Origin of the sequence: Mesorhizobium sp. WSM4898, from assembly GCF_029625845.1 — a bacterium.
Lineage (GTDB): Bacteria > Pseudomonadota > Alphaproteobacteria > Rhizobiales > Rhizobiaceae > Mesorhizobium.
Genome location: NZ_JARTVQ010000018.1, coordinates 1 through 22074 on the forward strand (window position 1 = coordinate 1; position 22074 = coordinate 22074).

The following is a 22074-nucleotide window of genomic DNA, read 5'->3' on the forward strand; positions in this document are numbered from 1 at the left end:
TCCACATGGCAGCCTAAAGTCAAAAACGCCTATCAGTCGCCTCGCCCTGATCGAGGACAACCTGTTGAAGCTCCACAACTAGGTCGTCCAGCATCACAGTGAACCGCGTACGTAGTATTTTGTCGTAGGCGGCATTCTGGATAGCCGGATACGGGCTCTTCACCCGCTGCACCACCGATTGCGGGATGATGTCGCGAGAAACATTCACGGATTTCGTGAAAAAAGTGTACCCGCCGAAGAGCCCTACTCGCGGGGGCGGTGCAGCACCACCTCGGTGTCACTGCTCGTGTTCATGCGATGGACTAGGCCGGCCAGCTGTTGACGCAGCTCGCGGTAGTTGTAAGTCTCACCCGTGTAGACGAGCACCAAGTCAGGTCGGCCATCCCCCTGGAGCATCCTCGGCTGGCGGCCGCCCTGGATATCGATGATTGCCAGGCGGTGGTGTCCCAGCGCCGCAGGCCCGCCGATCCAAGTCCCCTCGTCGTCCGGACCGTGGTTCGCTATGGTGGCCGTCATATCGGCAAGCTCCCTTCGCGCATCGGGACCTCCGAGGTCTCGATTGAAGTCGATCCATTCACAGATGCCGCACAGGTTATGTCGCCGCATTTGGGCGAAGCAGATATAAGGCCAGTGGGAAACCATCGAGGCAAAGTGACGGATCTAGCCCAGCTACGATCCGCATCCGACATTGTCGGACATCGGACAGCACCGCGATTCGCTGCATAGGAAGCCTGGAGTCGCGATTTCCCCTGGGGGAATCAGCGCATGAAAGGAGAGCTGGGTCGTGTCTGCCGAAATGAGAAATTGCTCCCCCTTATTGCATCACCGAGGAATGTTACCCAGCGCGATAGACGGACATGCCCTATCTCCCCCCGTTGCAGCTGAGGGAGATAGGGGCCAGCTCTTCATTCAACCCTCATGGAGGATGATCAGCCCAGCCATTTCCATGCGCCGGCCTTCACAAGCCGTGCACCATTCAGGTTCTTTTCCTTGAAGCGCGACGATCCTTGTCAGACGTCGCAACACTTGCTGCCGAGAGCACGAGCTCTTCCTCGAGCATGCCTTGATCTGCGCCTCGAACGGCTCGCACATGCTGGGTTTCAACGACTTCGCAGAGGTTGATATTCTGCAGTGACTTCGTCTCGCTGCTGCACGGCATTGACGCTGGGAGCCATGCTCGCGTGGCGCAATTGTGCTGAAGCCGGTGCCCACGGCAACGTTTCTTAACCCGCCCCAGATCCTGGCGTTTGGCTATTTCCGACATTCGTGTCCGGCTTCGGACAAAGGCCGGGTTTGCCGAACGGAGTCGCACCCAATTTCCAGTGCTGCTTGAGCAATAATATCGACCGGCATTACTGCACAACACGAAAGTTGCTGCAAAAACCGAAGTGAACCCAAGGCATCGGGTCAATTGGCATGGCGCTTGCGACTCGGTCGATAGAACGCAGTCAAAATCACGGTTGCAGACCATGCCTACCTCTCAAAGCTCGATAAAGCACGCGAGCAAAATTCCCCGTCTCCGCGGAAGCTCGTCGCCGTTAAACGTGCCTGCTCGGGGGCGGTCTTGCACAAGACCGGTCCGAGGCAACCACGCCAAGGCGCGAGGCTGCCGGAACTGTCGACCGAAGTCGATGCCGCTTCAGTTTAACCGAAAAATGCACCGTACCACTTTGGCCTGGAAGCAAATCAATGACCTATAGAAAGAACGTTCCTCTCGTGACCTTTCGCACGCGTGTTCGCGATGAGTCGATCGGGGGGCCAAATCCTTATCAGTGGGAGAACAAGACCTCCGACGATTATTTCGGGGGCAAGCGCATCATCCTGTTCTCGCTGCCTGGCGCCTTCACCCCGACCTGCTCGACCTTCCAACTGCCCGATTTCGAAAAACTCTATGATCAATTTCTGGAACTGCGAATTGACGCGATCTACTGCGTCTCGGTCAACGATGCTTTCGTCATGAATGCGTGGGGAAAGTCCTTGGGGCTGCAGAAGATCGAGCTGATCCCAGACGGGTCGGGCGAGTTCACGCGCAAAATGGGCATGCTGGTCGCGAAGGACAATCTGGGCTTTGGCATGCGCTCCTGGCGATACGCCGCTCTGATCGACGATGGCGTGGTGGAGCAGTGGTTCGAGGAGGAAGGCTTCTGTGACAACTGCGAGACGGACCCCTATGGCGTTTCATCCCCGCAAAACGTTCTCGACAAATTGAAGGCGGCGGCATGACCCAGAAGTGGAAAGTCTCACACAACCCAAGCACACACTAGAGCCTCCTCGGCAGATCACGGTTCAACATGCATCTCTCAGCAAGCCTGCTTCAACGCCAGAAGCAACGTATGGTCTTATCGCCTCAAGCCATTGAAGCTATTCGCTTGCTGCGATTGACGCATACTGAACTCCATCAGCTCGTGCAGCAGGCACTCGAGAAGAACCCCGTTTTGAAGCCTGACCCGTTTGACGACGATTCGCCGCTGCCAGGGGTGGATCAGCGGAGCAGTCAAAGCAGAAGCGAAATCGGCGAATCGCCCATTGGCGGGCCGTCTGGCGGGCGCGGGCAATGGAAGTCGCAACGCAGTAGCGGCAACGATCGACCTGCCGTCGAGGAGTTTACCGCCCACACCGAAACATTGCACGACCATGTCGCCCGCCAGGTCGCCCTCAACCCGTTCACCCCCCAGGAGCGGCTGATTGCCGGACAGCTCGCCGCTCATCTGGAGGACACTGGCTATCTTCAGGTAAACCTTTTCGATCTGGCCAGGACGTTAAACGTTCGGCAAGCTGATGTGGAACGGGTCATCGGAATCTTGCAGCAATTTGATCCGCCGGGCATTTTTGCGCGAACTCTCAGCGAATGCCTGGAGATTCAGCTGCGCCAGCAAGACCGGTTCGACCCGGCTATGGCAGCTTTGGTCGCCAATCTCGAGATGCTTGCACGGGGGGATTTTCAGGGATTGAAGCAGCGTTGCGGAGTCGACGAGGAGGATCTCCTCGACATGAGGAACGAAATCCGCGCGCTCGATCCCAAGCCTGGAGACCGGTTCCAGTCCGGGACGCCGGAAACCATCGTACCGGACGTCTGGGTAATGCCCAAGTCCGAAGGTGGATGGCGGGTGGAGCTTGATCCGGCCACGCTGCCCAAAGTGTTGATCAACCACACCTATGTCGCCGAAATCTCGCAGCTGACCAAGCAAAATCCGGAAGGCAAAGCGTTTCTCGACAATTGCCAGGAAAAAGGGAACTGGCTGATCAGCAGTCTCAAGCAGCGCGCTAAGACGATCCTTAAGGTTGCGACCGAAATCGTGCGCCAGCAGGATGCCTTTTTTACACACGGCGCCGCCCATCTGCGGCCTCTCTGTCTCAAAAATGTCGCTGACGAGATCGGCATGCACGAGTCGACGGTAAGCCGGGTGACTTCGAACAGGTACATGTTGACTCCGCGCGGGGTGTTCGAGCTGAAGTATTTTTTCGCTGCGCCAATCGCATCCTGCGAGGGCGGCGATGCGCACTCCGCCAAAGCTGTCTGCCATCGGATCAAGGCAATCATAGCCGAAGAATCGCTCGACAAGGTACATTCCGACGAAGACATCGTTGCTCAACTCAAGGAGACCGGCATCGATGTCGCTCGCCGTACCGTCACCAAATATCGCGAGGCGATGAACATCCCTTCCTCCATACGACGGCGCCGCGATAAGCGTTTGTCCGCAGCTGCGATCAAGCGAAGTGACTAACCGACATTCGTGGTCGGCGAGAGGCGACTCTCAACTTCCTCCGGGCCGAAGCAGCTTTCGAAGTCATGGCATTCCCCGCAACTGGGTGCTGTGCATGACGAAAAGCCTTCGGCCTCACACAGCTTGCGGTAAAAGTACTTTTTCCATTTCATGTTTTCTGTGTTGCCTGCCGCCAGCGCGGGAAAATGTCTGGCAAGCAGGCGGCTGAGCTCAGCGCGATTTGAGAGGCCAAGATCCCGCCAAAGATGGTCCATGCGCATCGCACGCCGGGCGATGATCTTGGCCAAGCGGGCGCTCGCCGGGTCGGCCGGCGCAGCATGCGCTAGCAGCAGCCGGCGTAGCAGTTCCTCTTCCAGTTCCGGCTCGGGCTCGCTCAACTCCTCCAAAGCGAATACGCTGCTGGAGGTAGACGGGAAAGTTGCGGCCAAGACATCACGCAATTCGACAGACGAAAGGCCTGTCCCCTCCGTCGCCAACACCTCGCCCGCCTGGACCTCCTCAAGCGAACGTGAATGTACGCAGGGCAGCACATGCTGATCGAAGCTCCTCCCTAGCTCGGACCCACGCCATTGCGCGCTGGATAGGCAGCCATCATCGTAACGGCCGGCTTCAGCTTCCGGCATGACAAAGCGCCTTGTTGACCGCAGGGATGATCTTGTCGCCCCAGAGCTCGATCTGGCGCAGCATCGTCTTTTGGTCGAAGTCGCCCAATTGAGTCTGAACTGCGATCTGGTCCGGTTTCAAGATATCGATCTCTTCCAGCAGGCGATCAATCACGCGATTTACGCTGCCAATCGGCAAATTTTTGCGCATGGTCTCGAAGGACAGATCCTGCTGGGTCGGTGTCTCCTGCAGCAGGTAGCCATCGTGGCTCTGTTGGCGACGCTGATGCAGGGCTTCAGAAAGCCGGCGCTGGAAGCGGGCATTGTCGAGATAGCTGTTGATCTCCAACTCGTCGTGGCTGGCATAGCAGCAGCGCAGCAGCGATATCTTGACGTCGGTGACGTTCTTTTCCTCGGATGCCGCCGCCCTCTCGACTGATTCACGCAGTGTGGTCAAAGTCTCTAAGCCGTCGTGGAAGGCTGTGACAAAAAAATTGTGCCCCTCGCGGTAGGCCCGAGCCATCCGTGCGGCTCCGCCAGCGATCCAGATAGGCGGCGTCGGCTGCTGGACTGTGCGGACCGAAATCGCTGTTGGGGGGATCTTCTCATACTGGCCGTCGTGTTCGAAGACGTTTTGGTTGAGGCCCTTGAGAATGATGTCCAGGTATTCCGAAAAGACGGCCGGCGCCTCATCGATGTCCACGCCGAACCGTTCGAACTCGAACTGCTGGTATCCCAAGCCTACGCCGAGCTCGAGACGGCCGTTCGCAACGATGTCGGCGAAGCCGATCTCGGACAGCAGGCGCTGCGGTTGGTAAAGCGGCAGCACGCAGACGGCAGTGCCCAGGCGAATCGTGCTTGTCAAGCCGCCGCAGTGCGCCACCATCATCAGCGGGGATGGTATGAGGCTGTAATTGTTGAAGTGGTGCTCAGCAAACCACGCGGTGTTGAACCCAGCCTGCTCCGAAGCGACGGCCTGTTCGATGGAGTTGCGGATGACGCTTTCTGAGGATTGGTGATAGCCACGCTGGGCGGCCAGAATGAAAGTGGCAAATTCCATGATTTCTCCTCGTTATAGACACGTCAGCCGACCGGGAATGTGCTCGGCATGCGCATGCTTGGATCTCAAGCACCTCAGGTGCGTCGTGGAGCCGAGGCTTCATAATGCTCGGCCGGTCGCCCTGCGAAGGCCTGGCAATTAACCTGCGGCCTCCGCAAAACATTCGTCATAGAGCTCGCTGGCGTTTCCCGCATCACCGAACGAGGTCCAGCCGCCGTCCACGTAGAGGATCGAGCCGTTGATGTATGAGGCGTCAGACGAAGCAAGGAAGAACGATGCATCTGCGACGTCTTCTGGCCGTCCCATCCTGCCCATGGGGATGCGTCGTCCGATTGCTGTCAGGTCGATGCGGCCGGCTTTGGCCAACTGAGCAAGTGCGGGCGTGCGGATGTGGCCAGGAGCGACGGTGGCTGTCCGAATTCCGACCGGCCCGAGTTCGGCCGCCATGCAACGGGTCAGCATATCCATCCCCGCCTTGGAGGCGCCGTAGGCATGGCGCGGCGCGAACGGCAGAAAGCTGTCGATCGACCCGAGATTGAGGATCACGCCGCCCGGGCGCATAGCCTTGATCGCTTCGCGCGCGCAGGTGAAGGCGCCGGTAAGGTTGACATCCAGGACGTGTTCGAGCTGTTTCGACAGTTGCTCGATCGCAGGCACAATCCTGTCGGCGGTATCAGCACTATTGACCAGAACATCGATATACCCGAAGCGTCCCCTCAGTTCTTCGAACATCGACACCACATCGCTCTCGACGGCCACGTCCAGCGATTTCGCCAGATGCTTGCCGGGGAGCGATGTAGCCAGCTCTGCCGCTGCAGTGCCATCTTTATCAGCAATCACGACGGTGTCGCCGTTCGCGGCAAAGCGGCGAGCGACGGCCGCGCCAATGCTTTTTGCGCCACCGGTGACGAGCACGATTCGCGCATCTGTGCATTCGGCCGGACAGGAGAGCTCGGCTTGGAGCGCACCATCCACCGGCGGGTGAGCATCCCCCGGCTGGTTGAATGACATCCAGCCTCCGTCGACTGCCAGCACCGAGCCGGTGATGTAGCGCGCCTGCGTGCTGCTCAGAAAACGCACGACCCTGGCGATCTCGTCGGGGCGAGCCAAGCGCCCCATCGGCACGCGGCGGCGTATCGCCGCGAGGTCCATTTTGCCAGCGCGTGCCAGTTCTGTGACCATTGGGGTGCGGACGGAGCCCGGCGCCACCGCCGTGACGCGGATTCCTCGCATAGCCCACTCGCATGCAAGGGACTTTGTCAACGAGATCACGCCAGCTTTCGAGGCTGCGTAGGCGTTGCGCCTGGGATTGCCGACCACGCCCGCCATCGAAGCCACATTGACGATCGCACCGCCCGGCTTCATGCGCCGCGCCGCTTCCCGGGCCATAACGAATGGCCCAATAAGGTTCACTGTCACGCCGCGTCGGAAGGTATCGACAGCGGTGTCGATGATCCTATCCATCGTGGGTCCAACCGCCGCATTGTTGATGAGGACATCGATTTGCGCGAACCGTGCTTCGACCTGGCCGAAAAGTGAGAGCATGTCCTTCTCTCGCGACACATCGCACTCCAGACCGACGTGCGGCGACCCGAGATCCCGAGCCAGTTCAACCACACCACTGCCCGGAAGGTCCACCGCAACTACAGTGTCTCCGTCCGCGGCAAGGATATCGACCAGGGCACGGCCGATCCCGCCCGCAGCGCCTGTGATGATTACGGTGCGTGCTGCCAGTTTCACGAGAGCTTCTCCACGATGACCGCTTGTGATCTCAGCCCATCAACCTTGGGCGGAATGAAGGGCCGAGCCAAATCGTTGCAGTGACCGCCAGTCGCGGCCCCACACAGATGTCGTTCCCGTAGGGCGCTCATCCTCCATTCCTACCCACTTATGCAGCTCCCAGTTGGGGACCCTCGACGCCATCTTGGTCGGTGGGGATGTGACCCTTGAGCAACTGGTAGATGGGATCGTCTGGATGTGGTGCTCCAATCGGCTGTCGCCGGCCGAACCTATCTGCCTCAAGAATCGCTGGCGGGATTTGCTCCTCAACCCAATCGTAGACGACTGTCCGTTCCGCAATTCGCCACTCGTCCTGCCTCTTCTGAAACAGATCGCAGTAACGGCCGCAAAGCAGCGTCTGACGTATTTCTTGGTCTGTATCCGGTCCGCGTTGCAGCGCGGTGAAATAGCTCTCGACCGCGGCCTCTGCTGAACTGATGAAGTCGATCAGGCTGTTCGTGATTTGATGGATGTTACGGTGCCCCGGCAGACCGAGAGCAAATTGGATGAAGTCCTCTGCCGGTCCGCAATAGGGACCGTGCCTGTCATACGCTTCGGGCCAGTATGCGCTACGCAGCGCCGCCTCATCGGCGCGGTCTATCCCGCGGCAGTACCGATACAGGCAGTTGCGGATCGCCTCTCGGTCACGCAGTTCGGTAATTTTCGCGTGGTCGACAGGGTCTGTCGCGAATTGTATGATTGTTTTGTCCTTCCCGATGCCAGTCTGCACTTTGCGTGTGTCTCTCTCTACAACTGAGTTAGCGGGGGGCTCGTCAACTTCCAGAGCTTGTTCGGGGCAGGCTCGTACCCCTTTTGAGGCAAGCAGTTGCTCCCCATCGGCAACATCAATATCACCGGGCAAGATGTAGCCGGCGTCATCAAGCTTGAAGACTCTCGGCGCCCGCGCCCAGCAGCGCGCATGACCCTGGCATCTGGCTTTATGTACGACGACACGCATAGCGAACTCCAATGTCGTTGGCTGAAACTTCAGGACCATTCCAGGATCAGATTCTCGATCCCGAACACATGGCCGCCGAAGGTGATAGGTTCAGTCCCTGTCTTGATCCGAAAGGCTGGGATGCGCGCCAGCCACTCCTCCAGGCCAATGACAATCTCCCGCCGGGCAAGGTGTGAGCCAAGACAACGATGGGGACCATAGCCAAAGGCAGCGTGCCGGTTGTCCTCGCGCGCCAGATCGATCTCATTCGGGCATTCGAATTCCGCCGGGTCACGATTGGCAATCATCGTGGCACAGGAAACATAATCTCCCTTGCGGATCGGCGCGCCTTTGAAGTCGACATCCTTCGTTGCCACTCGGATCATCTGAATGGTCGAATAGGCGCGCAGCAATTCTTCCGCAGCGACGGCAATCCGGTCAGGTTCGCTTCGTAGCAATTCCTGATCTTTGGGGTTGCGCGCGAGATGGGCCAAGTCGAAGCATATGGCTGCTGAGACCGTGTCGAGTCCCGCGACGAACACAAGCACGCCGATGCCACGGACTTCTTCGTCACTGAGCAGACGACCCTCGACCTTTGCCTTCACGATGAAGGTCATGAAATCATCGACCGGCTCCTTGCGGCGCTCGGTGGCAAGTTCGTCGATGAAGGCCACGATCGTCCGGGCTGCGGGTGGTCGTTGCTCCTTATCGCCGTGGAGCAGATCTCTAGCCCAGCCGACAAATGTTTCTAGTCCGTTGTCCGAAAGCCCAATAAAGCGAAGGAAGATATTGACCGCGAACGGAACTGCAAAATCCTTCATGATGTCGCAGCTCGTGCCTGATGCGGCGATCCTGTCGATCAGCTTGATCGCTCGTTCCCGGACAGCCGGCTCCAATGCCATTACCCGCTTTGGCGAAAGCAGCGGATTGAGCAGTGAGCGAAAAACACCGTGGAATGGCGGATCGAGCTCAAGCGGGATCATCGGCCAGCTCTCGCCGAGCACAGAGGCGAAGATGCTGCGATGGCTGGAAAACGTTTCGGTGTCCTGCAGCACCCGGCGCTGGTCGCTCGCGCGAGTGATGACCCAGGTACCCCGACCGTCGCGCGTGTTGCTGGTTGAATAAAAGATCGGAGGCCCGGCATGAACGCAAGCAACCGCTGCATGCGGATCCCCGTTAGCCGTCGGCAACATGCCGGGCGACGTAAACAGGTTGAAGTCCCTCACCATTTCGGGCGGGACATGATCTGGAACCGGCCGCGATTTAACCGCGCCAGAATCGAGAGACCGTTCATGAGATGCTGTCGGCATTTGCATGCAATCGTCGGTGCAAGCTCCGTGCCGAATTCGTCTTTCGATAATCCTTGCCGTTTGCTGGGCAACAGGTGGCGCCTGCGCTGACTTGCTGGTCGGGATTGCAACATTCTTGTCCAGCGTCGGACACAGAATGTAGAATGCTAGACAGCGACTTGGAGCAACTCAACTGGTGGGATCGCTAGCCGATCATGTGCCCGGGGAGCATCCAGTTCGAAAGCTTGCGCTAAGCGGCTTGGTGACTTGGCCGAGGTCACCAGGTGGAAACGACCAACACTTGGGGTGAGCCTAGTGGCGCTCCCCTCGATGATGTCTGGCGGGGTGGTTAGCCGCCTCCGTAGGACAAGATCAGTCTACACGAATGGACTATAGCCTCTCCTCGCATGCCTCATTGGCCGTCCTTCAGAGCCGGCCACACGAGCTTTTGTCTTTCAGCAGGGCGTTTTTCTCGCCAGCTACAGAGCCACACCGACGCCATTAATGAGCGTCCAGTCGACGGGTTGGATGGCCCTGTCCATCTTGCCCAGCACCTTGGCTTAGCATTTGCCGGTGCGGCGGAAGCCTTCAAGACGCAGTTCTTGACCTTCTCCAGATCAGCCTCGGATGGATATCGGCAAGGGTTCAGCTCGTCCTTTTGAACTTGCGCATCTTCGTGTTGGCCAACCCCAGGCCGCCCGACATATTTGCGGTCTATCCGGCACCTCAACTTCGAACAACCTTGCGGCAAGCTCTTGGGATAGCCCACGCTCGTGCCTCCACCACCCGCTCAGCAGAGCCAGATTTGTCGTTGATGGCACGGAACTTGCGGAGTCATTCGCAGATGCGTCACGGACCGAGAGTGTCGTCCCATGAATTCGATCACCAAAAAGGCCGCCCGACGTTGCTGGGACCGCCTGCAATTACCTTATCCCAGAATTGGGAGCAACGGCTTCAAAAGGGATAACTCATCACCTCAATTTTGTCGATCGCGCGGCCATCGAACCGCAGCCATCGATCAGACTTCCGCCTCGTTGCACTCATTGCGACCGCCTTGGTGCTTGCGACAACCGCTCAATTCTGGCTGCCAGGATAACCACATATGGCGACGGAACTTCCTGCTTCAAAGCAATATAGAGATCGTCGATCATCCCCCCATCAAGGCCTCGATCGAGGACACCGCGTTCGGCTTGCTTGGTTCGCAGTGAACAGACCGCACTTCGACGAATGCGATCGATGCGACCGCGCCGAGAACTCTCCCGCATTGTCGACGGTTGGGTCCGTCGGCCCTCCGATGAGGCCTCGGATGCGTCGGGCTCCGAGGCCTCGACTGATGCCGACTGGCCGCCGCCGGAAGGTCTCGCGGCTTTGATCCCCGGCGATGTAGCCACCCCTGCTGCAACAGCTCCTAGCCGGAGAACTCATTCATGACCGAATCGGCGACAGATTTAGTGGACGCGGCTTTGTTCGACCGAGATCGGCTTGACCCAGAAAGTCCCTATCAACGTTCTGGCCCTGCATGGGGTGCCATCATTTCGCTTTCCTTCGGCACCTTCGGGCTTGTGACGGCAGAGTTTCTGCCCGCCAGCGTTCTGACACCGCTCGCGCATGATCTCCGTATCACCACGGGCACGGCTGGACAGGCGCTAACAGCGGCCGCAATCGTCGCGGCGATCTCGGCACCGATAATCGCCATCGTGACAAAGCGTCTGGACCGCAGGGTCGTCATCTGGGCGATGACGCTCCTGCTGATCCTGTCGAACGTTCTGGCGGAGGTTGCGGGGTCGCTGCCGGTTTTGCTGGCGGCACGCGTCGTCCTTGGCATATCGCTTGGTGGTTTTTGGTCAATTTCGGCAGCGTTGGCGATGCGGCTGGTTCCAAGTCACCTCATGCCGCGCGCCATGTCGGTCATCCTCACCGGCGTTTCTGTCGCCTCCGTCTGCGCGGCTCCAATCGGCGCTTATGTCGGTGACATTTGGGGATGGCGAGCCTCGTTCAAGGTCGCCGCAATCGTGAGTGCCGTTGCGCTGCTCGTGCAACTCGTAACCATTCCGCCACTGCCTCCGATCGAAGTGCGCAGATTCCGCAGTCCGCTGGATGTCGCGAAGAATCCGGCGATGAAGGTTGCGGTGCTAGTCGTGCTATTGGTCGCTTCCGGCCATTTTGCCAGCTTCGCCTACATCCGCGCCTTTCTCGAGAGCGTTCCTGCGCTCGACAAGAAGTCAATCCCGCTCGTGTTCCTTGCTTTTGGCACGGCCGGCGTCTTCGGCAATTTAGCCGGCGCATTCCTCACCAAACACAGTCTCAAGGCGGTCGCGGCCCTGCCGCCCCTGCTCATTGCCGTAGCCGCTGTCTCGCTCCTGACCATGAGAGCATCGGCCTTGACCTCGGCAATTGCAGTTGCCGTATGGGGCTTTGCTTTTGGCGCGGTCCCGGTCGGATTGCAGACATGGATGGTGCTACGCGCCGCTCCGAAACAGGCCGAGAGCGCTGGTGTACTGATGGTCATAACCTTCCAAGTGGCCATCGCAGCCGGCACAACTTGCGGTGGCCTATTGGTGGATCACACGGGTATTGCCAGTGTCTTTGTCTACAGCGCGGTTGCCACGTTCCTCGCTGTCTTGACAGTATTTTTGCTCGGCCCGAACCGCAAAACCTGACCGCCTGGTGGGGAGTGACGGTCGGCGGCGTTCACGCTATTGTCACCTCTGAGCTCGGCCCAAAGGCCGCGGCTTCGTCGTAACCATGCGGTCGATGGGGCAGCGCCAAATTGCTTCCTGCTCATCGCGTTGCGATAATACAGCGCGCTTATTGCGTCATCGTGTCCCCGGTCTCGGCTTCAATGCCCGGCTACTGGCTGCGGAGGCAGATGGGCGCCGGCGTCCCACCGACGACGATCGGTCTTTTCTCATGTAGCTGTCGGGGAAACGAGGCAGGTTTTCCGCCAGAACCCGCCAGTCGTCGCGCTCGCGTTCGCCTTCCTTGCGCGCACCGAACAACTGGATGATGATCTTGCCGTCGGACCCATATGCTTCGAGCGAGGTGACGTGACTGTCATTGGTCGGCTTGCGCACGGCCCAAACCTCACGGATTTGGTGGGTCCTGAGATGCAGCCGGAACGTTTCGTCCAGCACATGGATGCACGGCCCGATCTGCTTGACCGACTTGATTAAGCCGGAATGGGTCTGGATAGAACCTCGGTTGCCGACGAAGCACATGATCGGCAATTCGTCTTCGGCCGCACGCTGGAGCACGGCGCCAACTGCGGCATTGTCGAGCAGCCAAGCGTAATCCTGGCCGACCATGCGCAAAGCCTGGCAGCGGCTGAGCTTGAGCGTCTTTAGAAGGTTGACGTCAGTCAGCCGGCTCCAGTACTCGCGTAGGTCGTCCACCGTGCCGGCCCAGTCCGCAGTCCTCGCGCCCAGGTCGGCTACTCTCGCCTTAAGCGACATGGTCGGCTCCTGGTTGGCGGATACGAGCTCGGCCACCAGCTTTCGATAGGCATGAAGGTTGGAGACCGGCCTGAGATGCACCTTATGCACTGCTGCGCCGGCGGCGTCGAAGAATTGCAAACTGCGCTGGATTCCGCCGCGATGGCGCCTTTCAACAGCGAAACCATACCTCCAAGCCTGCGGGAAGACGCGAAGGTCGAATTCGTCACCAAGGACCATGGCGTGATTGTTGCCGGTTATCACTCTGTTGAAGACGCCAATCTTTTCGTGCACGGCACCTTGATTGCGGGTCAGCGCCGTCACTTCGCCCACGAATTCGAGGCCCGTCAGAAGGTGATTGACGCGCGGGTCGATGCGTGCCGCGCCGAAACCGCAATGGGCCGCGACCAGTTCCGCTTCCGAAATGGCCAATTGGGCGGCGAAATCACGCGCGGGAATGTTCGGACAGACTTCCCACGCACGCCGGATTTCGTTGGGCGACCGCTTCTTGCGCTGATCCATGTTTTTACCCCTGCCCCGTTCTTCTTTTGACGATCGATCGAAAAACGGGCCTCAGGGATGTGCACGGCGGACGCGATCGATCGTCAGGCACATGCCAGTCGAATCCTGTCTCCGGGCGGTCAGCGGCCAATCGCCGGTAGCGAGCGATTGTTGGGTGGTCGGCGCCAATCGGCCGATCGAGCATTCGGGTACCACCGGCGGTGCTGCTTTCCCACCAAGGCGGGTCTGATGGATCATATTGCTTTCCTTCGTTCTTCGATTGCGAGGGCAACCCAAAGGTGAATCGGCCGGCAATTTTGCCGCCGCAACGAAGGCTTCACAAAAATCGTGCCAGTTGCTCCGCGGCAAGCTCTGAACATCTTTGGCTCTGTTCATTGCTTTACGCGTGAGTGCATCGCGAACTCAGGCGCCCTTCCTGTGACGCGGACGCGACAAACCCGACAGTAAGTGTCGGTTGTCGGACGTCTCCCCAGCAATCGAGCATAAGAGACGTCGGGATGTCCTACGGTTTTTGACACGTCTTCCCTTTGGCACGGTCCATGCGAGATGATCCACGAAAACGCCGGACCGAGGAGAAATCGAGCCATGATTACGCTCACCGACAACGCTGTTGCCGCCATCAAGGCCGCTCTTTACCGCGCCAGCGAGCCGGCGGAAGGATTTCGCATCATGGTCCATGCCGGCGGCTGCGCCGGCTTCCAATACTCAATGGGCCTGGAGAGCGTCTCACGTGAGGGCGATGCGATCATCGAGCGAGATGGGCTCAAGGTGTTCATGGATAGAGGCTCCCAACCCCATGCCGCCGGCATGACCGTGGACTTCGTCACTGGGCTCGAAACATCCGGCTTTGTTTTCGATAACCCCAATGCGCGTGAGACGTGCGGCTGCGGCAAGTCCTGCAAATGATTGCGAGGGAACAGGCTATGTTCGACTATAGCGACGCCAAGGAATACTGCGTCGAACCGGTAACCGCCGGCGCTCTGGAACCGGCCGACACGCACTGTCGGCCCGGAACAATTGCGTTCGGTGATGCACCAAATCGCGATCATCGATCGTTGCCGTGGGCAAGCAAACAAAATTGCCCGAAACAGCTGAATTCCCGGCGGATGCCGCCACCAAAGGGCAATGTCGACAGCGACCGGTCAGCCAAGCCATCGCTCCCCCGGCCGCCCACCTTACCAGATACGATATGCGCCAGAGGTTCAATGGCCCGACTACCCTTGAATCATTTCAGCAGTTGAAGGATCACTCCCATGAACCCTGTCTATCTCGACAACAACGCAACGACGCGGGTTGATCCTGCAGTCGTTGGAGCGATGTTGCCTTTCTTTACGGAGCAATTTGGCAATCATTCGTCCATGCACGCCTATGGCGCATCGGTTGCTGAAGCCGTGAGAAAGGCGAGGCAACAGTTGCAAGCCCTCATCGGCGCGGGATTCGAGGACGAGATCATCTTCACCTCGGGCGGGACTGAAAGCGACAGTACAGCCATCCTTTCGGCGCTGGAGGTGATGCCCGACCGAACGGAAATAGTGACTTCCGCGGTTGAACATCCGGCCGTTCTGAAGTTGTGCGCGCACCTTGAGAAGACGCGCGGCGTCAAGGTGCACATTATCCCAGTCGATCACTACGGCCGGCTCGACCTGGACGCCTACAGAACCGCCCTCACCCCACAAGTGGCAATCGTCTCGATAATGTGGGCGAACAATGAGACCGGTACGATCTTTCCCGTGGTTAAGCTTGCCGATCTAGCCAGGGAAGTCGGCGCGCTTTTCCACACTGATGCAGTGCAGGCGGTCGGAAGGCTTCCGATTGAGCTGAAATCGACCGCGATCGACATGCTGTCGCTCTCCGCCCACAAGCTGCATGGTCCAAAGGGGATAGGCGCGCTTTATGTAAGACGTGGCGTGCGCTTCTCCTCCATGATCAAGGGTGGGCACCAAGAGCGCGACCGGCGTGCAGGCACTGAAAACACACCCGGCATAGTCGGACTGGGCATGGCGGCCGAACTCGCCTTGAAATTCATGGACGAGACAAAACGAATAAAATGGTTGCGCGACCGCCTTGAGAACGGGATCATCCAGCGCATCCCAAACACATCCATCAACGGCGATCCGCAAGAGCGATTGCCAAACACTGCAAACATTGGATTCGAAGGTATCGAAGGCGATGCAATTCCAATTGTCCTGAGCCGGCTGGGAATCGCCTGTTCCGCCGGGTCCGCCTGTGCCTCTGGCTCACTGGAACCGAGCCATGTTCTGATCGCTATGAACGCGGCATGTGGGGCAGTCCGCTTCTCCTTGTCGCGTGACAACGGCGAAGATGACGTAGACCGCGTGCTTGAGGTCCTGCCTGCGATCACCGAGAAGCTACGGGCCGTTCCCAGTGCTGGACTGTGCGGGCGAGGTGCAGAACAGCTTCATTCCGGCCCGGGTCCGAGCGGCACAATAGCCGACGAGCCGTGAGGTCTTCCTCAACGTGACGACCCTGCGCAAGGAGAGCAGTTAAACTCGGGGTCGCCTTCACCACTTCAGAAAAGCTTGAGATCGCCAAGTCTCTTGCCCAGCCGCCGTGCCAGAGGTCGGCACGCCGTCAGCAATGTCACCAATGCATCGACACCACAATTTCGCGCCGGGAGAATACAATGAACTGCTCCGCTGATAGCCGCCCGATCGATCGCACCGATATCCTAGCGCGACTGAAGGGCCTGTCGGCCGCGGAGGACTTCTTCGCCTGCCTTGACGTCTCCTACGACCCGAAAGTGATGAATGTCTCGCGGCTCCATATCATGAAGCGCGTGGGCCAATACCTTGCCGAAGAAGATTTCTCCGGTCTGCCTAACCAGGTAATCGCCGCGCGGGTGCGCGCCAAGCTGGAACGCGCCTACGAAGATTTCGCGACTTCCTCGCCGCTCACGCAACGTGTGTTCAAGGTGCTAAGGGACCACGATCCAAACATATGTCCCGCACCTGGCCGCGCCTTCGTCCCGCTCGACTCTGCACTGAAGCGGTTCGGAAAGTAATGAGCCCGACACGGCTGCGACGCGACAATGTCGAGAAGTCGACAAATCCAGTCCTCATGACGCCTCCTCGGAAGCAAACGAAGCCACCTTCTGGAATAGAGGCAGGAAGACGACTTGGCATGAACGATGCAGGCAATGAGGTGAACCGCCAAGCACGAATCCGGACTGGGAGCTTAGAGAAACCGCCAATGCATATCGTAGTCTGCATCAAGCAGGTGCCGGATTCGGCACAGATCCGCGTGCACCCGGTGACGAACACGATCATGCGTCAGGGTGTTCCGACCATCATCAATCCTTACGACCTGTTCGCCCTCGAAGAAGCGCTCAAACTGCGCGACGTTCATGGTGGCGAGGTTACTGTGCTCACAATGGGTCCGCCCATGGCGGAGGACTCGCTGCGAAAGGCGCTCGGTTACGGTGCTGACCGAGCAGTTCTCTTGACGGACCGCTATTTTGCCGGATCCGATACGCTGGCGACTTCCTTTGCTCTTTCGCAAGCAATCGCAAAAATTGGGGAGACTTTCGGCAGGCCGGACATCGTCTTCACCGGCAAGCAGACGATTGACGGCGATACCGCCCAGGTCGGACCGGGCATAGCCAAGCGCCTAGATTTATCGCAACTTACCTATGTCGCGAAGATTGCCTCCATCGATCTCGATACGCGAGAGATCGAAGTCGCTCGTCGCGCCGAAGGCGGCACCCAGTTGCTGAAGAGCAGACTCCCTTGCCTCATTACCATGCTGGAAGACACCAACGAAATCCGCCGGGGCTCGCTCCAGCAGGCTCTGTGCGCGGCGCGCAGCCAAGTCGTGAAGTGGACTGCAGCCGACGCCGGCATTGACGATCTCACCCGGTGCGGTCTGCGTGGCTCGCCTACAGTCGTCAAGCGTGTTTTCGCCCCCACCGCACGGGCAGAAAGGGCGGCGCAGATCGACACCGCGGAAAGGGGCTTGCAGGACATAGCCGATGAACTCATCGCCGATATCTTAACCCGCCGGCCGGCGCTGGAACATGAGCTGGCCTTCAACAGCGGCACGTGACGGCCAGGAGCAGAAAATGTCGACCGCAAGCCAAACTACCCCTCGCATTGCCCCCGGCCGTGCCGGTGTAAAGAAAGAACTTCCCGACCGTTTCAAAGACTACCGGCACGTGTGGGTCTTCCTCGAGCTCGAACGCGGCAATGTGCATCCTGTATCATTCGAACTGCTGGGCGAAGGCCGCAAATTAGCCGACAAGCTTGAAGTCCAGCTCGCGGGCGTCGTGCTGGGACCGCCGGGCGAGATGGTCGAGGACGCTGTTGCCGAGGCCTTCGCTTACGGGGCGGATCTTGTCTACATCGTCGATGCGCCGCCGCTCGCCGACTACCGGAACGAGCCGTTCGCCAAGGCGCTCACGGATCTGGTCAATACCCATAAACCCGAAATCCTCCTTCTCGGCGCGACCACACTGGGCAGGGATCTTGCAGGCTCGGTAGCGACGACCCTGCAGACGGGGCTCACGGCCGACTGCACCGAACTTGATGTAGATTCCGACGGTTCACTCGCCGCGACCCGTCCGACTTTTGGTGGCTCATTGTTGTGTACGATCTATACACTAAATTACCGGCCGCAAATGGCGACGGTGCGACCAAGGGTCATGCCTATGCCGCAACGGGTGGATAAGCCGGTCGGGCGTGTCATGCGGCACAAGCTGTCGCTCGTTGAGGACGATATCGTCACCAAAGTCCTCGGCTTCCTACCGGATAACCAGTCGGCAATGGCAAATCTTGCCTATGCGGATGTCGTGGTTGCGGGAGGCCTCGGTCTCGGAGCGGCGGAGAACCTTCAGCTTGTGAAGAATCTTGCCCGAGCGATCGGCGCCGAGCATGGCTGTTCGCGCCCCTTGGTCCAGAAGGGCTGGATGCCGGCTGATCGACAGATTGGACAAACTGGCAAGACCATTCGACCGAAGCTTTACATCGCGGCCGGAATTTCCGGCGCCATCCAGCACCGAGTTGGGGTCGAGGGGGCCGATCTCATCGTCGCGATCAACACCGATCCGAACGCGCCGATTTTCGAGTTCGCCCACCTCGGGATCGTCACGGATGCAATCCGCTTCCTGCCCGCACTGACGGAAGCCTTCACCCGGCGGCTGTCGCCGCACAGTCGAGACAAGCTTGCGAGTTGAGGGAGAGGACATGATTGAACAATTCGATGCCATTGTGGTCGGAGCCGGCATGTCTGGAAACGCAGCTGCTTACACTTTGGCAAGCCAGGGGCTGAAGGTCCTGCAGTTGGAGCGCGGGGAATATCCGGGCTCTAAGAACGTCCAGGGTGCCATAATGTACGCGAACATGCTGGAGAAGATCATCCCGGACTTCCGGGATGATGCGCCCCTCGAGCGGCACCTGGTCGAACAGCGACTTTGGGTGATGGACGACACGTCTCACACCGGAATTCATTACCGGTCGGACGACTTCAATGAGGCGAAACCCAACCGCTACACGATCATCCGCGCCCAGTTCGACAAATGGTTTTCCCGCAAGGTGCGCGAGGCTGGCGCGACGGTCCTGTGTGAGACGACCGCGACGGAACTCGTCCGTGATGGCAATGGCAAGGTGATCGGCGTCCGCACAGACCGGGCTGGCGGAGTGGTCTTCGCGAATGTGGTCGTTCTCGCAGAAGGGGTGTCGGGATTGCTTGGCACTCGCGCAGGCCTGCGCGAGATGCCGAAGCCGGAGACCGTGGCGATTGCCGTCAAGGAAATGCATTTCTTGCCCGAAGAGGTCATTGGCCAGCGGTTCGGGGTGAAGGGCGATGAAGGCTGCGTAATCGAGGCCGTGGGCACGATCTCTCGCAGCATGGCCGGGCTCGGCTTCCTTTACACCAATAAGGAGTCGATTTCACTCGGCATCGGCTGCCTGGTCTCGGATTTCGCCGCGACGATGGAGAGCCCGTCCGCCCTCCTGGATGCGATGAAAAACCATCCTTCGATCCGGCCGCTGATCGCTGGCTCGGAGGTGAAAGAATATGCCGCCCATCTTATCCCCGAAGGTGGTTACAGGGCCATTCCGCAGCTATTCGGCGACGGTTGGGTCATCGTCGGCGACGCAGCGCAACTGAACAATGCCATTCACCGTGAGGGTTCGAACCTTGCCATGACCTCGGGTCGTGTCGCGGCTGAGGCGATCATCAAAGTCAAAAGCCGCAACGGTCCTATGACCAAAGCGAACCTTGCGCTCTACAAGACGATGCTGGATGACTCCTTTGTGATCAAGGATCTTAAGAAATACAAGGACATGCCAGCCTTACTCCACACCAATTCCAGCAACTTTTTTGACAGCTATCCGCGGTTGATGTCGCATGCCGCTCAGACCTTCATGCGTGTCGACGGCACGCCGAAGATCGAGAAGGAAAAGAACACCACGGCCGCCTTCATCAACGCGCGCTCGCGCTGGGGGTTGGTCAGCGACGCGGTCCGCCTGGCATTGGCATGGCGCTGAAGAGGGTACAAGATGACGATCGCAGTGACGAAGGTTCGTGTCGAGGACAAACTTTACCAGAACCGCTATCTGGTCGATTCCGGCCGCCCCCATATCATAGTGCGACCGCACGACAAGCCAAGCGCGAACTTGCTTGCGTTGACCTACGTCTGTCCGGCGAAATGCTATGAGTTGAATGACAAGGGTCAAGTCGAGATCACCGCCGACGGCTGCATGGAATGCGGCACCTGCCGGATATTGTGCGAGAAAGGCGGCGACATCGAGTGGAACTATCCGCGCGGCGGCTTTGGTGTCCTGTTCAAGTTCGGATGATCAGCCGGTGCCAAGAGCATGCCGGCAGCGAGCAACTGCGGCACACCATGAGCCTCTCCATCCACTTGCAAAGAGCTAGTGAATATTGGGTTTCGCAATTCAAGTTTCCTCGACTTGGTAGGGGTATCCTCAGGCCACGGGGCGCCTGTGCCGGACTTACCACCGGTAACGTGGTCGAGCCCCTTTGGACAATGTCCGGCCATCGTGCCGGATGGCAGCCACAACGGCCGGTGAGCAAATGGAACGGCACAATCCATGATAAAGACGTATGTGCTAGTGCATGGTGCCTGGCATGGCGGATGGTGTTGGCGGGACGTCGCCGCCAATCTTCGCAAGATGGGATGCCACGTGACCACGCCTACCCAGACAGGTGTCGGCGAACGCGCACGTTTGCTGTGCAAGGACATCACGCCCGACACATTCGTGACCGACATCGTCAACCACATTGTAACGGAAGAGCTGAGCGATGTGATCCTTGTCGGTCACAGTCTAGGCGGCATCAGCATCACCGGCGCCGCCGACCGGATACCCGACCATATCAGCCATCTCGTTTATCTCGACGGCGCCATCGTCGAGAGCGGTCAAAGTGTATTCAGCACCATGCCCCCCGACATCGTCGCCGCCCGTCGAAAATTGGTTGCGGAGGAAGGACGGGGTATCTTCATGCCGACTCCGCCGCCAACAGCATTCGGCACTCCCGAGGGACACTCGCTCACGGACTGGGTGCGGCGCCGGATAACACCGCATCCGGCAGGCACCTACGAAAGCGGACTTAAGCTCGAGCACCCGCTCGGCAACGGCAGACCCCGAACCTATGTCGTCTGCACTAATCCACTCCACCCGCCGATGGCGGGAGCGCGAGAATGGGTCGCGAAGCAGGATGGCTGGGCGTGGCAGGAACTCGCCACTGGCCACGACGCAATGATCCTCGCGCCGACGGAAGTTGCTCTCCTTCTTAGCGCTGTCGGCTGAGGAACCAAGTAGGGGGAGCGGCGGCCGATTCTCAGGCCGTGGCCTTGAGCTCTGGTGCAAGGATGTAGGCCCAACGGGTCGTTCCGGTGGCGCCACCGAAACCACTAGGCGGGAGTGGCCTGTCCTGCCGACGTCGCAAGCTTGCGAGCGTTCCGCCGCGGCCGCAGCCCGTAGCGCCGGGCAACCTCCGAGATCACCGCGTCGGCTCCAGGGTCTCGGAGATGACTCCGTGCCTTGTCGTCCATCGACCAATGCCGCCGACCAACAGCGCCGTTGATCACCCTCGAAAACGCCGAGGCTGCCGCTCAGGGTCAATCGTAAGTTCAAGTTCAGACACAAGCCGATCTCCGATCCACCTCAGAATCGGCAGGCCCACAGATCGCGGGTCCTCCTGGAAGGACACAGCGCTTACCCTTGAAATATGGAGAACCATGGCTTTGCGCCGTCGGCAGTTGAGCTGATCTCGCAATGCTATTTCCCCGGCAACGTCCGCGAGCCGGAGAACTGCGTGCTTGGCGTTCTCCTCTGGAAGGAACCAATCTTTCGGAACGTGGCAATGTCATCGACGAGCTCTCACGGGCCAGCACGATGCCGGTTCGGCGCATCGGCGCCCGCCTGAACACGAGATGGCCACTTGCGATTCTAACGATACGGCCGGACGGGGGCTGGGACCGCGGCGGACGAAGCGTGACGGCTGATCGACACAATGGAGAAGGCCGGCTGGGTTCAGGCTAATGCGGCTCGAATTCTCGGCCTCAAGCTGCGACAAGTCGGCTAGGCGATACGCCGGCATAGTATCGAGGTGAAGGAACTTCTAAGAGCCTGATGAGCCAATCGTCAGGCCAGTGGTCTTGCGCGCCCTGTGCGCGACAAGGAGTGCTTCGTGCTTCTGAACGGATTTGGACTTGCACTGTCGCAAGCAGGACAAAATTGTGTCGCGCC

Annotated in this window: 18 protein-coding genes and 3 pseudogenes; 12 read left to right on the forward strand and 9 right to left on the reverse strand. The window is 59.2% G+C overall.

Features of this window, described 5'->3' with window-relative positions:
• Positions 1–243: 243 nt before the first annotated feature.
• Positions 244–516, reverse strand: coding sequence for a hypothetical protein (locus P9228_RS30275; protein WP_199489650.1), 273 nt, complete (start codon positions 514–516; stop codon positions 244–246).
• A 1173-nt stretch (positions 517–1689) separates the two neighbouring features.
• Here P9228_RS30275 and P9228_RS30280 point away from each other — a divergent pair.
• Together P9228_RS30280 and rpoN are read left to right on the forward strand one after the other, a co-directional pair.
• Positions 1690–2223, forward strand: coding sequence for a peroxiredoxin (locus P9228_RS30280; protein WP_063169380.1), 534 nt, complete (start codon positions 1690–1692; stop codon positions 2221–2223).
• A gap of 68 nt (positions 2224–2291) precedes the next feature.
• Positions 2292–3725 (forward strand): RNA polymerase factor sigma-54, encoded by a 1434-nt coding sequence (rpoN, locus tag P9228_RS30285; protein ID WP_063169381.1) that lies wholly within the window; start codon positions 2292–2294, stop codon positions 3723–3725.
• Here the strand turns inward: rpoN and P9228_RS30290 are convergent.
• The 6 genes and pseudogenes from P9228_RS30290 to P9228_RS30315 form a co-directional block, all read right to left on the reverse strand.
• Complete coding sequence (locus tag P9228_RS30290) at positions 3722–4348, reverse strand: nitrogen fixation protein NifQ (protein WP_063169382.1); 627 nt, start codon at positions 4346–4348, stop codon at positions 3722–3724. The two genes, rpoN and P9228_RS30290, sit on opposite strands and share 4 nt — an antisense overlap.
• Positions 4335–5387 (reverse strand): LLM class flavin-dependent oxidoreductase, encoded by a 1053-nt coding sequence (locus P9228_RS30295; protein ID WP_063169383.1) that lies wholly within the window; start codon positions 5385–5387, stop codon positions 4335–4337. The genes P9228_RS30290 and P9228_RS30295 overlap by 14 nt, the downstream gene beginning before the upstream one ends.
• A gap of 138 nt (positions 5388–5525) precedes the next feature.
• Complete coding sequence (locus P9228_RS30300; RefSeq protein WP_063169384.1) at positions 5526–7127, reverse strand: SDR family oxidoreductase; 1602 nt, start codon at positions 7125–7127, stop codon at positions 5526–5528.
• A 148-nt stretch (positions 7128–7275) separates the two neighbouring features.
• Positions 7276–7863 (reverse strand): nuclear transport factor 2 family protein, encoded by a 588-nt coding sequence (locus P9228_RS30305; RefSeq protein ID WP_050580531.1) that lies wholly within the window; start codon positions 7861–7863, stop codon positions 7276–7278.
• A 138-nt stretch (positions 7864–8001) separates the two neighbouring features.
• A pseudogene (locus P9228_RS30310) lies at positions 8002–8163 on the reverse strand (ferredoxin); the annotation flags it as partial.
• On the reverse strand, positions 8154–9332 hold the full coding sequence (locus tag P9228_RS30315; RefSeq protein ID WP_063169385.1) for a cytochrome P450: 1179 nt from the start codon (positions 9330–9332) through the stop codon (positions 8154–8156). The gene P9228_RS30315 and the pseudogene P9228_RS30310, both read right to left, overlap by 10 nt.
• Before the next feature lie 1487 nt (positions 9333–10819).
• On the opposite strand from P9228_RS30315, the gene P9228_RS30320 reads away from it, so the two are divergent.
• Positions 10820–12052, forward strand: a complete 1233-nt coding sequence (locus P9228_RS30320; RefSeq protein ID WP_063169386.1) for an MFS transporter — start codon at positions 10820–10822, stop codon at positions 12050–12052.
• Between the two features lie 261 nt (positions 12053–12313).
• On the opposite strand, the pseudogene P9228_RS30325 reads toward P9228_RS30320, so the two are convergent.
• Positions 12314–13345, reverse strand: a pseudogene (locus P9228_RS30325) (ChuX/HutX family heme-like substrate-binding protein); the annotation flags it as partial.
• 51 nt (positions 13346–13396) lie between these two features.
• Positions 13397–13720 (reverse strand): hypothetical protein, encoded by a 324-nt coding sequence (locus tag P9228_RS30330; protein ID WP_126066777.1) that lies wholly within the window; start codon positions 13718–13720, stop codon positions 13397–13399.
• 210 nt (positions 13721–13930) lie between these two features.
• On the opposite strand from P9228_RS30330, the gene P9228_RS30335 reads away from it, so the two are divergent.
• The 9 genes and pseudogenes from P9228_RS30335 to P9228_RS30375 form a co-directional block, all read left to right on the forward strand.
• Positions 13931–14251 (forward strand): iron-sulfur cluster assembly accessory protein, encoded by a 321-nt coding sequence (locus P9228_RS30335; RefSeq protein WP_029356570.1) that lies wholly within the window; start codon positions 13931–13933, stop codon positions 14249–14251.
• A gap of 347 nt (positions 14252–14598) precedes the next feature.
• Entirely contained in the window at positions 14599–15810 is a 1212-nt protein-coding gene (gene nifS, locus P9228_RS30340) for a cysteine desulfurase NifS (protein WP_063169388.1), read from the forward strand.
• Positions 15811–15989: 179 nt separating this feature from the next.
• Positions 15990–16367 (forward strand): nitrogenase stabilizing/protective protein NifW, encoded by a 378-nt coding sequence (gene nifW / locus P9228_RS30345; protein WP_063169389.1) that lies wholly within the window; start codon positions 15990–15992, stop codon positions 16365–16367.
• Between the two features lie 188 nt (positions 16368–16555).
• Complete coding sequence (locus P9228_RS30350) at positions 16556–17407, forward strand: electron transfer flavoprotein subunit beta/FixA family protein (protein ID WP_063169390.1); 852 nt, start codon at positions 16556–16558, stop codon at positions 17405–17407.
• A gap of 16 nt (positions 17408–17423) precedes the next feature.
• Positions 17424–18533 (forward strand): electron transfer flavoprotein subunit alpha/FixB family protein, encoded by a 1110-nt coding sequence (locus P9228_RS30355; protein WP_024505237.1) that lies wholly within the window; start codon positions 17424–17426, stop codon positions 18531–18533.
• A 10-nt stretch (positions 18534–18543) separates the two neighbouring features.
• A complete protein-coding gene (locus P9228_RS30360) occupies positions 18544–19848 on the forward strand; it encodes an FAD-binding protein (protein WP_063169391.1) in 1305 nt (434 codons plus the stop codon).
• Positions 19849–19860: 12 nt separating this feature from the next.
• Positions 19861–20160, forward strand: coding sequence for a ferredoxin family protein (locus P9228_RS30365; protein WP_024505235.1), 300 nt, complete (start codon positions 19861–19863; stop codon positions 20158–20160).
• A gap of 255 nt (positions 20161–20415) precedes the next feature.
• Positions 20416–21132 (forward strand): alpha/beta fold hydrolase, encoded by a 717-nt coding sequence (locus P9228_RS30370; RefSeq protein WP_063169392.1) that lies wholly within the window; start codon positions 20416–20418, stop codon positions 21130–21132.
• Between the two features lie 691 nt (positions 21133–21823).
• Positions 21824–21910: pseudogene (locus tag P9228_RS30375) on the forward strand (helix-turn-helix domain-containing protein); the annotation flags it as partial.
• Positions 21911–22074: the final 164 nt, after the last annotated feature.